The sequence below is a fragment of the Hassallia byssoidea VB512170 genome (genome assembly GCF_000817785.2).
Taxonomy (GTDB): Bacteria; Cyanobacteriota; Cyanobacteriia; order Cyanobacteriales; family Nostocaceae; genus Hassallia; species Hassallia carrinoi.
The window spans coordinates 17,523-30,913 of the sequence record NZ_JTCM02000021.1; the positions used below are offsets into that span (position 1 = coordinate 17,523).

Consider the following 13,391-nt stretch of genomic DNA (forward strand, 5'->3'; position numbering starts at 1 on the left):
AATTCCCTACTTTCTATTCCCCATTCCCTACTTTCTATTCCCTATTCCCCACTCCCCAATTTAACTCACGCCTCGCAACTTGCGGGTATTTTCAACTAAACTTTGAGCAAATTCGTCAAACCGTTGAGAAAGTTTATCATCTAGTAACTTACCTTCAGCGTTAAAAGCTTTCCAAACTTGTCCGATCGCTACTTGCTCAGGTATACACCAAGCGTGAACCCATCTGAGAATTAATCTCATATCGTTTAAAGCGTTGCTGTTAGGTTGTCCTCCTAAGACGCTAATTAATCCCGCTACTTTACCAGAAAACTGATCGAAGCTCATCAAATCTAGTGCATTTTTCAATACACCACTGACGCTGCCGTGATATTCTGGTGTTGCTAAAATTAATCCATCCGCAGAACTGACAGCATCCTGCATCCGTTTGACATCGGGGTAATCTGGATATTCTTTTCCCCCGTCGCAAAAGGGTAACTTCATCTGCCTTAAATCCAAAATTTCGACTTCTGCACCCAGCGCTTGTACTCTTTGCGCTGCTAATTCTAAAGCCATTTGGCTGTAAGAATCCGGTCTTAAACTACCTGCAATGGCAACAATTTTCACCATAACCCAACATCCTAATATAGATTCAATAACATTTAGTTAATTGCAAGTCGGAATCATTCCGTCTAAATATATTTTAGCGATTATTATCAAAATGTGTACAATATCAATTTTCTAATTGAGTACCATATAATCGCGAAGCCTCTCTACAAGTGATGTAATGAAGCCTATACGTCAAAGTTTATCGAAATCTGATATCCAAGTATCTTACTTAGAGTGGAATCAAGGTAAAGAACCGTTGTTACTATTACATGGTTTAGCCGACAACGCGGTAGTTTGGTCAAGCTTGGGAGATTACTTAGCGGCAGAATATCATATAGTTGCTCCAGATATGCGCGGTCATGGTGAAAGTAGCAAGCCGGAGACAGATTATAGTTTTGAGAGTGCGATCGCTGACTTAGAAGCACTGATGGATCGTTTGGGATGGTCAAAAGCTCATGTTGTAGCGCATTCTTGGAGTGGTAAACTAGCGTGCATTTGGGCAAAGCAAAATCCAGCACGTTTGCGGAGTCTGATTCTTGTCGATCCGATTTTTATTTGGAAAATACCGAGTTTTTTCAAGTTGACATTTCCGTTGTTGTATCGGGTGTTGCCATTTCTCAAAGGAATGGGACCATTTGCCAGTTTAGAACAAGCACAAATGCAAGTGCGTAAGTTAAATCAATATGCTGTTTGGAATTCTTTACAGCAGCAAGTCTTTCAAGCTGGAATCGAACAAAAAGCCGATGGTAGTTGGGGTAGTAAATTTACAATAGCCGCACGCGATCGCATTTTTGAAGAAGTCATGCGAGTTCCTGGATTAACAGTTACAATAGATACCCCCACTCTGTTTATCCAACCAGAAAAAGGTGTTAACCGTCAACAATGGCAACTTAAACCTTACAAAACTCATCTAACAAACTTAGATATCTGCCAAGTACCCGGTAATCACTGGGCATTTTTGACAGAAAGTCAAGCATTTAACTCAACCGTAGCAGCTTTCTTAAAACGGCATTCGTAGTAAGCGATTCATCGCTTAGATTGAGCACTGAAGTGCTCACTACGATTTAAAAATATTCTAAATTAATCTTTATCCTTGGAGCGAAGCGACATTCATGAGCTTTTGTATTAATCCAGTTTGCCCGAAACCGAACCACCCAGACAACGATGAGAACCGCTTTTGTCAAAGTTGTGGTTCCCAACTTGAGTTGTTAAAACGCTATCGGGTGTTGCGTCTTTTGAGTGACAAAACTGGTTTTGGCAAAGTTTATGAAGCATACGAACAAGACACACCAAAAATCCTCAAAGTCCTCAAAGAGGATTTATCAACTGATGCGAAAGCTGTAGAACTATTTCAGCAAGAAGCAGCAGTGTTGGGACATCTGAATCATCCGGGTATTCCCAAAGTGGATGGTTACTTTCAATATCAGACCAGAAATGGCTTGGTATTGCACTGCATTGTCATGGAAAAAATCGAAGGTCCCAACTTAGAACAGTGGTTAAAACAGCAGCAGAATAGACCGATTTCTCAAGAACAAGCTGTAACCTGGTTAAGACAGTTGTTAGAAATTTTAGCTCTAGTACATGCGAAACAGTATTTGCATCGAGATATAAAACCATCTAACATCATGATTCGTCCTGATGGGCAGTTAGTGTTAATTGACTTTGGTACAGCCAGAGAAGTTACTAGAACCTACCTTGCCAAAGTCAGCAGCGGTGGTGGGGGAATTACAGCAATTATGTCATCTGGCTACAGCGCACCAGAACAAATAAACGCTCAAGCTGTACCGCAATCAGATTTTTATGCCTTAGGACGCACTTTTGTATTTTTGCTCACTGGGTATCATCCTTTGGAGATGTACGACAGCCATCATAACGTATTGCATTGGCGCAATCATGCGATGCAAATCTCACCGTTACTGTTAAATTTGATTGATTCGCTGATGGTGCGGGATGTAAATCAGCGTCCAGCTACCGCTCAGGATATTATAAAACGGTTGGAGGCAATTGAACAACAATTAACAGGAACTATTGCGACTGTAAATATTGTCGTCAGTCCAAAAACTGCCCAATTACCGCAACCAACTACGACGATACCACCGCAGAAGCAACCAGAAAAGCAGCCGGAAAAGCTTCCTTTATTAGCATTATTTGCGGCGTTGCTAGTATCGTTAGGATTATTAGGTTTAGTTGCCTTAGCTACTCGTTCTTCTAAATTAGCTTCTTTACCTGAAGATTACGGACAAGCACCAGAAAAAATAGGCAAAGTTGATTATTTTCCTTATGAAGAAGGTAAAGATAGCCAAGGCAGAGTTGCTGAATTTAACGTTGCTGTTTTATCAGTTGAATATAAATGGCAGCTGGGCAGTAGTTATCAAGTTAAATATAACGATAAACTGATTAATCTAGACTCTTTAAAGTCTAATTTACAAGAAGAAGGTATTCAGAGAATAATGGAAAATCCCAGTGAAATTATCTCTGTCGGCACAGCTTCTTGTGAAGGTAATGTAGAAGTAGAAGAAAAAAGAGCTTTTGAACGTTCTCAGCAATTACAACTTTTAGTGAAGAAAATATTTAGTAAGACGAGAAGCGTGCAAGGTTATCGGTTGTTAAATATGGGACAATTTCAGCGGAGTGATTGTCAAGCAAATCAAGATTCCACAGCTTATCAAAGAAGTATTATTATTATTGGTGTGAAGAAACAATCAGAAGGTGTGATTTTAGATGAAGCGTTAAGAAATAGATTAGAGGAGAAGCCTTTTGCGGATTTTAAATTAGAGGATTATTCGCTGGGTTCGGAAAAGAGATTTAAAACGATACCCAGTAATTTGTAGCCTTCTCCTCGTTCCCAGGCTCCAACCTGGGAATGCATATTTAGAGGGCTGCTGCCTCTGATATAATTTGGGAGGCAGCAGCCCTCTTGGAAGACATTCCCATGCAGAGCATGGGAACGAGAAGTAGCGAGTAATTTATAGTAAGTTAATTATATGATGTTTTATCGACAACAAACCTGTTATTTTCAACTTTAACCAAGACACCGATACCGGGTAATGGTTTGCGATCGCATGATTGCGTTGCTGACGCTTAAACTTCCTAAAATGATAGTTAACACCATGAATAAACTTTTCTATTAACTCAAAAGTGTGCTTAATTAAAAACATTCATAGCGTTAATCACAGTGGGCGACATAATGACTATCCAAAATCAAATTCGCTGCTTGTTGAGCATAAACAAGAGTATCAAGCGCGTAAGCGAAAAAACAGCTAATTGTAGGTGGGCAAACTTCAATCTAGCCGCCATACTATTGTGTTTTCTTCCGGTTGGAACTGCCACCGCAGCTACCAAAGTAATGTCTTTAGGAGACTCTTTATGTGCAAACAACATTGCCGCTTTGCGTAGTGAGGTAGCACAAACCAAATTTGGGTCTACCATAGACTGGGTAGGAACTAAAAAAGACGGCGCATATACTGACCCCGATAATGAGTGTCATGGTGGTTGGTCGGCAGCGCAGGTGTTGCAACAACCGAAATCAAATATTCGTCTTCCCTCATGGGAGAAAAACCCAGGAAGCATTCGGGAATGGGTTCAAACGACCAAGCCTGATGTGGTGCTGATAATGCTTGGTACTAATGATTTCTTTGGTGGTAATGCACGAGGCGATAACACCTCAGGCTTTCTCACAAAATCCCTTCAAGGAATTATCGATGATATCTTGTTATTACGTCCCAACGCCAAAGTTGTAATCGCCTCAATTCCTCCGTTTAAATGGGATATAAATAAGGGTGTCGATGCGAATCAAACTAAAACTACAGCCAACACATTTCTTAAGCAACGTGTCACAAAGCTTTCCGCACAAGGCAAGCGAATCTTCTTCCTTGATATGCACGCTTCAATACTCGCTCGATTAAAACAGGGCGATATTTTTAGCAACGACGGTCTCCACTTTAACGATCAAGGCAATAAGTTTGTAGCACAAGAGTGGACTCGTGCCTTGAAAGCGGTATTTCAAGGGACGCAAACGCCCATTATTCCGACAACTTCTAAAAACTAACATCTAGGCACTTAGTTATATGATGTTTTATCGACAATAAATCTGTTATTTTCGACTTTAACTAAGACACCGATACCGGGTAATGATTTGCGATCGCCTAAATCGTTAAATTCCACTTTTGCAGTCACACCATCGGCTGAAAAATCACGCTCATTCAACGCTTCGTAGAGCTTCTGGCGAGTATAATTACCCTGAATGCGTTTGAGTGCTTCAACCATCGCCATCGTAGCATCATAAGACATTGCAGTTCGCCAGTTCACATCTCCAGTTCCCCAAAGCTTCACAGATTCCTGCTCAAACTTAGAGTTAGCACTATTACTTCTATGCCAGCGAACGGCTATTCTCAGTTTATCAACTGGAATATTAGCTTGACTGACACTTTCAAAATATGGAGTATCTGCACCGAGTATGGTGATATTTTCGCTTTGATTAATAATAAGTGTTGCCGCAATTCTTGACACTTTATCGCTAAAGGCTAACATGATTACTTCTGCATTAGTTTCTTTTGCTTCTCGCAAACAATTTAAGACTTCAGTAGTGCTTTGAATCACCGGACATTCATTAACAAGCTGTCTTCTATATTTGAAGACAACATTTTCAAATTCTTTCTTTAAAGATGCAGCAAATGATTCATTAGGTTCATAAAAAATAGCTGTTTTTATCAGATTTTGACGTACCATAAATTTAACTAGTTTTTCAGCTGCGGCAGAGTTATCTGGAGATACGCGAAAAATGTAGTTATTTAATTTAAAAGCAGAATCTCTAACAGCAGTACTCGTAGGAGATATAACTACCATTTTTCCGTCATAAGATGGTGCTGCTTCTTGTATACTATCGCTGGTATAATAACCAATGACTCCTAAGATATTTTCTTTGCTAGCGATCGCATCAGCTATTTGCTTAATTTTATTTTTCTGCCAACCTGTACTCACAATTTCCAGAAACAACAGTCTTCCGTCAATCCCCTGATTCTGATTAAAATTATCTTGAACGTGAGCAAATCCGCGCAACATTTGTTCGGCAATGTCATTTGACCCATTAAGCTGATCGTCAATAATTGGAACAGCAGCGGCAATTTTTAGAGGATTTTTTGCCATAGCTGCTTTAGCATTGTTTAGATAAATTCGTGCTTCTGGGTCATTTTGATTAGAAGCAAGGTATTTTTTCAAATATACAATAGCTTGGTTGAAATCTCCTTGCCCAAATGCAGTGCTTCCTCTTATCTTGTTGGCAAAAATTGCCTCAGCAATTCTCGGATTTTGGGGAATCAAAATTGCCTCACCGCAGCTAAAGCCCGATTTCTTTTGGAAATCACAAATAGGGGGGTGTAGCGACCAGTTGATTAAAAGTGCGATCGCGCTTCCTAATAAAACTAATCCAATAGGCAAAAAGAGTTTCTTAATCAGCCGATTCAGCCTCAAAGAATAACTTGTACTATCGCGAATTGTGGTAAAATCAAATTCTTGAGATTTTTCCCTAGCACCCGAAGGCTTTGAATTTGGATTTAGCGATGTTTGCCCAGAAAGAGCAGTAATTACTTGTTCAGCAGACTCATAACGATCCTCTGGTTGATATGACAACATCCGATCTAAAATCTCTGCCAGATTGTCGTTTACATTAACGTATTCTCTCCAAATCCACCTATTTTGATTCCAAAGCTCATTTACATTTCTACCTGTAAGCAAACAAATGCAGGTTGCAGCTAAAGAATATAAATCTGATGAAAAAAATATTCCTTTACCAGCTAGTTGCTCTGGTGGTGCAAATATCGGAGTTCCCATTGCCATTGATTGCTCAACAGGTATTTTTGGCTCTAATTTCCGCTTCACCGCAGCACCAAAATCTATTAAATAAAGCGTTCCATTTTCGTGACGAATGATATTAGAAAGCTTGATATCCCTATGAATAACTTGTCTTTTTTCATGTATGTACTTGAGTACGTTCAGGAGTTGTCCTAAATCCTGCACAACTTCAGGTTCTGAAAATCGACCTTTGTTGTTAAGTTCCTTATCCAAAGTTTCACCTTGGACATATTCTTGCACTAAATAAAATAATTCTTTGCGGAATTCTTCTTGGGAATCAGAAGGTGCTGGCAATTCAAAGTAATCATACAGTTGAGGAATTTGTTCGTGCTTGATATCTCTCAAAGCTCTTGCCTCTTCCTCAAAAGACTTTTTTATCGATTCAAGCTCCGACTGTGAAAAAGGATTTCTATTAGTATTTCTCGGCTGCAACTGCTTGACAACACACTGCTGCTGAAGGTGAGCATCCCATGCTTTAAACGTCTTGCCAAATCCTCCCCAACCTATTTGCTCTTTGGGTAGGTAACGAGTCTTCAAAATTAAAGTCATTCCACAGCTACTACAGTATCTCTGCTGGTGGTTCCTAAGATTGCGGAACTCATCAGGGACTTCGTTTTCCGGATATCGGCAGTTAGGATTAGTGCAGTAAATTTTCATTTGAGCTGAGTATGATTTCTGTATAATAAGGCATTTTATCTAGGCTGTGACACGGCAAATAATAAAAAAATCATCTATGTATTTTGGGAATTTTCATATAAATATATACATTATTTTACCCGTAGTAAGCGAGAAGATCGCTTATATTGGGCACGCGCATTGCCCACTACGAGTAAAGACGTTCCGTTGTCACAGAATTAGGCAAAAACGCTTAATTTTCAAGTTTTCACGCTCCCATTCCAGAATACTGCTTTAATCCCCGACGCCACAGTAAGCGATTTACACCCAAAAACACCAAAAACCAACCAATCATTGTCAAAAATCCCCGCGTTACATCTACAGGTAGCCCAACTAAAAGACTTGCGGGAAAATTAATTAAATAAGGAAAAGGTGTTAAAAGCGCGATCGCTCTCACAGGTTCCGGAAAAACTTCCAAAGGTGCAATCATTCCCGATAAAAATAAATAAAATAAATACCAAAAATTTTCTAATGCGCTAGCTCGTTCTGTCCAAAAAGCGAACATTGCTAAAGTGTATTGAATCACAAATCGCAAAGCAAAAGCTAACATTACCGACACTGCAAACAACACCAAGTTAGCAAAACTCGGCAACCAAAAAGTCTGAGGATAAAGTACAAAAAACAATATCACCAAGAATAAAGTAAACGGCGTCCGCGCAAGTCTTTCTGAAAGATGAGAGCTAATATAATGCCATGCTGGATCGAGTGGTTGTAACAATCGTGGCGAAAGTTTGCCTTCTACTACTTGCCTTTCAAACTCCCAAATTACCCAAACAACTGTAAATTGCCTAACTAAAAAAACTGCCAGAAAGTAACGCGCAAAATCCACTGGTGTCAAACCGAAATTTCCATTTTGCGCTGCTTGTATCCAAACACCCATCAAAATAATCGGCAAAGAGCCGGCAAGAACCCATAAAATTGATTCGGCTCGATATTCAAGCATGTAGGCGTAATACACTGAAAGCAAAGTTAGGGCTTTTTTAATAATTTTTTTCATTTTACTTTTGAGGGTAGCATCTTTATTATTAAACAGTTTATCTGTTAGGTACTGCGATCGCTTGCTGAAATCAATAAGAGCGATCGCTTTTTTCGCTGTCTGACAAATCTCAGATTATTTCCGTATTTGTACTGAGCTAAAAATATTTAATAGTGCATATCTTAAAATATCCTGTTTGTATCAAAAGCAAAGCGTCTCACCTGAAGTGCGTTTAATCGCCGAAAATTTATGTGTCTATGCAAAAGCAAAAAAACAAATTCAGTCACCTCACTGCAATAGAAAGAATTTACCTATCATTTCCGGCAAAGTTTTTATTGGAAAAAAACCTGCTGAAAGGTAAAATATTAGATTTTGGTTGTGGCTTTGGTAATGATGTTAAATTATTACAACAAAAAGGTTTTGATATTACAGGATACGATCCTTATTATTTTCCAGAACATCCTGATGAAAAATTCGATACAATAATTTGCTTTTATGTTTTAAATGTTTTGTTTCCCGAAGAACAAGCAAATGTCCTCATGGGAGTATCGCACCTATTAAAACCGGGAGGCAAAGCGTATTATGCCGTGAGAAGGGATATAAAAAGAGAAGGTTTTCGAGAACATTATATCCATAAAAAACCTACCTATCAGTGTACTGTAAAACTTCCCTTTAATTCCATTAAATTAGACGATAACTGTGAAGTGTACGAGTATATTCATTATAATCGCCAAAGAAACTCAACCAATAATTGTATATTTTGTAATCCTTATACACATTTAAGTTTCTTAACCGAATCTGCCACAGCTTATGCAATGTTTGATGGTTATCCTGTAAATAAAGGTCATGTTTTGGTTATCCCCAAACGGCATGTCAGTAATTATTTTGAGCTACCATTGAAAGAGCAATCTGCTTGCTGGCTGATGGTTAATAAAGTACAAGAAATTCTCACCCAAAAATTTCAACCTGATGGTTTTAATGTGGGGATGAACATTAATCGAGATGCGGGTCAAAATATAATGCACGCGAGTATTCATATCATCCCTCGTTACAAAAGTGATACCGTCGGTGCTAAAGGTGGGATGAGAAATGTGATTCCGAAAATAAAATAGTTTGTAGGTTGTAGCGATTGTATTGAAAGTAAGCGCGATCGCGCAAAGCGCCCGCCGGAGGCGATCGCACTCTAATTTATGATTCAAAGTCTTTGTCATAGCTGATTTTGGCAGAATATACAATTATCGTTTTTCTAGGTATTCTAGGAATTTTCTCGTATCTGCAAGCAAGCGATCGCCCCAGAGATTTTGCTTGAGAAATTCTACATTTTCATAACGTCTATCCCGACGAATTGCTGTTTCTGCTAACTTTTGACTTTGTTGGCGATCGCCTTGACTATATAACGCCACCGCAAGAGCAAATTGGCTTTCTGGGTTTGGTAGATAAGGATTGGTTTCTACAACAGCTTGCCATTGTCTCATTGCTCCTGCAATATTGCCCTGTTCGTATTTGATTAAGCCGATGTTGTTCAGAGAATTTAATGATATTTGCGAGGATGTTGCATTTTGAGCGCTGGCTTTTTGATACTGGGTAATTGCTTCGGATAATTTACCTTGTCTGTGGTAAACTACTCCCAAACTAAACAATGACCCAGCTTCATTTGGTTTGAATTTTAAACCCGCTTCTAAAGATTCGGCAGCAGCTTTGTCGTTTTGTTGTTGCAAGTAAACTGAAGCTAAAGCAAATAAAACATCGCCGTTTTTTGGGTTAAGAGATTTTGCCCGATCAAGAGCAGCGATCGCATTATCATATTGCTTGTTTTTTAAGTATAAAATACCTAACATAGACCAAACTTCATCATTCTTAGGAGCTAATACAGTAGCTGCTCGCATTTGCTTGAAATATGATTCAGATATAGAATCAATATATTTGATGATTCCAGCTATTTGTTTAACTATTTTTAAGCCTTCTTTCTGAGCAGATTCAGCATCGAATTGTTGGAATTGCTTAAAATCATTCAATGCTGCATCTTCATTTCCCGAAAGGAGTAGATTTCCTCGATAAAGATAAGCTGGGGCGTAGTTGGGATTGAGGCGAATGGCTTCGGTGTAATCGGCTATTGCTTTTTGGCTGTCATACAATTGGGCGCGAATATTACCGCGTGCTGCGTAAGCTTCAGCATAATTGGGATTAAGGCGAATTGCCTCAGTTAAATCATTGATTGCACCTACATAATCTCTATTTAAATACTTTTGATTGGCTTTGATAAATAAATCATCCTCTTTTGGCGCAGTCGCAATAGTACTTGGCGCACGCACACCAATATCGATTCCGATAGATGCTATTTGCCGCAAAGCCGTGTTAATATCAGTTCCCAAACCTCCAGCAATCACAAGTTGCTGCTGATTTGTTTCGGAGCGATCGCTTACACCTCTACCGTGAACGCCGACAACATCACCCTGCTCATTTAATACAGGACCGCCACTCATCCCGGATGAAGTCGGTACGCTGTAAGCTAAGTTATAACCATCACGCTGTGGCGAAGCGTTAGCACTTACCTGTCCTTTAATCAAACTATATTCCGGGTTAGTGATTGCTGAAGTTTTTGCCGGAAATCCAGCCACATAAACTGTTGTTGTGCGCGTCACGCGATCGGAATTGCCAATTTTCGCTGCGCTGTAACTTTTGTTGCTGCTAAACTCAACAACCGCTAAGTCAACATCTTGCAAGCGTTTGGCAATGTTAATTGCATAGCTTTGTTTGTCAGGGCTAAATATTTGATATTGTTTTGCGTCTTTCACCACATGATAAGCAGTGAGGACGGTGTAAGAATTACCAGCACGTTTGATAATAACACCCGAACCGGAATTACCGGGGTTTTGACTGTCAACAATTCGCACGGTGATTTCTCTGCCAATCTTTTCTACTTCTTGTGCAGATATGGCTAGTGCGGCTTGCGATACCAATACGATTGATGCGCCGATTAATACAGGTGAAAGAGCGTAGTAATATTTCATTTGATTAATCTAGTTTTGTAATTTTGTGATATCGGGTGCAAAGAAATCATATTTTGGCAAGAAATAGGCGAGCGTGTAAAGATAACATCAGAGTTATAGCATTATCGCAGTTTGGTATAAATAAGCGATCGCCCTCGTGTTGGTTTTCTAGATATTTTGCCCTGGGATGGTCTGGGGCAGAATGAAAACCGCACACAAGGGCGATCGCTTCTGTTTTCATAACGACAACTTGAGGGTTGGTAACGACAGCTTCTGTTTCATAAGTAAAGCAAAGAGCGTTGGTAACGACAGCTTTGATTTTCATAACGACAGCTTATGTATTGGTAACGACTCGCTTGCATCAAATACAGACCTAACCCCCCTACCCCCCTTCCCGATGCGGGAAGGGGGGAAATTCTCCCTCCCCTTGTAGGGGAGGGACGACCTTATTGGTAACGACTCGCTTGCATCAAATACAGACCTAACCCCCCTACCCCCCTTCCCGATGCGGGAAGGGGGGAAAATTCTCCCTCCCCTTGTAGGGGAGGGACGACTTTGCCGCAAGGCAAAGTCAGGGAGAGGTCAGAGTGTATTGGATTCAATTGCAAACCGCACCTTTCCTACGGGGTAGGGTAAGCGATCGCACTACAACTACCCTACTTTTAACGCTTTTTCAGATCGCCTTCTTCCCCATCATCCTAAACCTACTGCTGAATCTTTCTAATTACCTCCAACGCTTTTTGGTAATCAGCAGTTCTTCCTTGTTGTTGAAATAGTTCAGCCGCTTTTTGTAAATCATTAATTGCCCCTTGCTTATCTCCCAACTGATAGCGGACTAGACCCCGGTTGCCGTAGGCTTCGGCAAAGTTGGGATTAATCGTCAGGGCAGAGTTATAATCAGCAACAGCCCCTTGCAAGTCTTTTAAATCTTTGCGGGCATTACCCCGGTTATTGTAAGCGATCGCATAGTTGGGATTAATCGTCAGGGCAGAGTTGTAATCAGCAACAGCTCCTTGCAAGTCTTTTAAATCATAGCGGACAACACCCAGGTTATAGTAAGCTTGAGCATAGTTGGGATTAATTAAGAGGGCAGAGTTGTAATCAGCAACAGCTCCTTGCAAGTCATTTAAATCATAGCGGACAACACCCCGGTTATTGTAAGCTAAAGCATAGTTGGGATTAATCTTGATAGCTTGGGTGTAATCAGCGATCGCTCCTTGCAAGTCTTTTAATTCTTTGCGGACTAGACCCAGGTTATAGTAAGCGATCGCATAGTTGGGATTAATCTTGATAGCTTGGGTGTAATCAGCAACAGCCCCTTGCAAGTCTTTTAAATCTTTGCGGGCAACACCCCGGTTGTTGTAGACTTCGGCATAGTTGGGATTAATCTTAATAGCAGAGTTGTAATCAGCAACAGCCCCTTGCAAGTCTTTTAATTCATGAAGGACTATACCCCGGTCGTTGTAGGCATCGGCGTAGTTGGGATTAAGGCGAATTGCCTCTGTGTAGTCTGCGATCGCCCCTTTAAAGTCTTTATCCCGATACTTTTGATCGGCTTTAATAAAGAAGTCATCAGCTTTCGGTGCAGCAGCAACATTTATACTCGGTGGACGCACTCCCACATCCACCCCCACCGCGATCAACTGCCGCAATGCTGAATAAATAGTAGTGCCTAAACCTGTAATTATCTTACTCTCGCTTTTTTCTGTGATACTTTCCTCATCTGCCCTACCGTGAATTGCTATCAGTTCCCCTTGTTCATTCAACACCGCACCGCCGCTCATACCTTTTCGCGTTACGTTATCATAAAGGATGTTGTAACCTTCACGTTGTGCTGCACCGTTAGCGTTTACCTGTCCTTTATTGAGAAAATAATCGGGGTTGCTAATACTTGCTGACTTCGCGGGATATCCAGCTACATAAACAGTAGTAGTTCGCGTCGCTTTGTCAGAATCGCCGATTTTCGCGACTTTATAACTGTTGCTACTGCTAAAGGAGGCGATCGCCAAGTCACCTTCTTTATCTAAAGGTTTGATATTATTAACTGCATAACTTTGCAAAGAAGGCAAGATAATTTGATATTTTGTCGCAGCTTTCACCACATGATATGCCGTCAGCACAGTGTAAGTATTGCCAGCACGCTTGATAATTACTCCCGAACCTGCAATACTCGGATTTTGAGCATCAACAATCCGCACGGTAATTTCTTTACCAATCTGTTCTACCTCTTGTGCAGATAATCCTAGTGCAACTTGCGATATTAATACTATCGATACACCAATTACCGCAGGTGAAAGCGCGTAATAATATTTCAT

The 13,391-nt window shown here is 40.3% G+C and carries 10 protein-coding genes; 4 read left to right on the top strand and 6 right to left on the bottom strand.

The window, feature by feature from the left end:
• Window positions 1-60 precede the first annotated feature (60 nt).
• Complete coding sequence (locus PI95_RS12105; RefSeq protein WP_039747821.1) at window positions 61-606, bottom strand: NADPH-dependent FMN reductase; 546 nt, start codon at window positions 604-606, stop codon at window positions 61-63.
• Window positions 607-763: 157 nt separating this feature from the next.
• Here PI95_RS12105 and PI95_RS12110 point away from each other — a divergent pair, with 157 nt between their 5' ends.
• The 3 genes from PI95_RS12110 (at window position 764) to PI95_RS12120 (ending at window position 4,633) form a co-directional block, all read left to right on the top strand.
• On the top strand, window positions 764-1,603 hold the full coding sequence (locus PI95_RS12110; RefSeq protein WP_039747822.1) for an alpha/beta fold hydrolase: 840 nt from the start codon (window positions 764-766) through the stop codon (window positions 1,601-1,603).
• Window positions 1,604-1,697: 94 nt separating this feature from the next.
• Window positions 1,698-3,416 carry a serine/threonine protein kinase gene (locus PI95_RS12115; protein WP_039747823.1) on the top strand — a complete coding sequence of 573 codons (1,719 nt, stop codon included), beginning with the start codon at window positions 1,698-1,700 and terminating at the stop codon, window positions 3,414-3,416.
• 356 nt (window positions 3,417-3,772) lie between these two features.
• The gene (locus tag PI95_RS12120; RefSeq protein WP_039747824.1) at window positions 3,773-4,633 is read left to right on the top strand and encodes a GDSL-type esterase/lipase family protein; all 861 of its coding nucleotides are present in this window, start codon (window positions 3,773-3,775) and stop codon (window positions 4,631-4,633) included.
• An 11-nt stretch (window positions 4,634-4,644) separates the two neighbouring features.
• On the opposite strand, the gene PI95_RS12125 is transcribed toward PI95_RS12120, so the two are convergent.
• On the bottom strand, window positions 4,645-7,092 hold the full coding sequence (locus PI95_RS12125; RefSeq protein WP_163518831.1) for a bifunctional serine/threonine-protein kinase/ABC transporter substrate-binding protein: 2,448 nt from the start codon (window positions 7,090-7,092) through the stop codon (window positions 4,645-4,647).
• Between the two features lie 226 nt (window positions 7,093-7,318).
• Window positions 7,319-8,107, bottom strand: a complete 789-nt coding sequence (locus tag PI95_RS12130) for an ABC transporter permease (RefSeq protein WP_039747826.1) — start codon at window positions 8,105-8,107, stop codon at window positions 7,319-7,321.
• A 236-nt stretch (window positions 8,108-8,343) separates the two neighbouring features.
• Between PI95_RS12130 and PI95_RS12135 the strand changes: the two genes are divergently transcribed.
• Entirely contained in the window at window positions 8,344-9,198 is an 855-nt protein-coding gene (locus PI95_RS12135; protein ID WP_039747827.1) for an HIT family protein, read from the top strand.
• A 123-nt stretch (window positions 9,199-9,321) separates the two neighbouring features.
• On the opposite strand, the gene PI95_RS12140 is transcribed toward PI95_RS12135, so the two are convergent.
• The 3 genes from PI95_RS12140 to PI95_RS12150 form a co-directional block, all read right to left on the bottom strand.
• Window positions 9,322-11,097, bottom strand: a complete 1,776-nt coding sequence (locus PI95_RS12140; protein WP_052325234.1) for a serine protease — start codon at window positions 11,095-11,097, stop codon at window positions 9,322-9,324.
• A gap of 46 nt (window positions 11,098-11,143) precedes the next feature.
• A complete protein-coding gene (locus PI95_RS12145) occupies window positions 11,144-11,401 on the bottom strand; it encodes a hypothetical protein (RefSeq protein WP_039747828.1) in 258 nt (85 codons plus the stop codon).
• A gap of 379 nt (window positions 11,402-11,780) precedes the next feature.
• Window positions 11,781-13,391: a tetratricopeptide repeat-containing S1 family peptidase gene (locus tag PI95_RS12150; RefSeq protein ID WP_039747829.1), complete on the bottom strand. Its 1,611-nt coding sequence runs from the start codon at window positions 13,389-13,391 to the stop codon at window positions 11,781-11,783.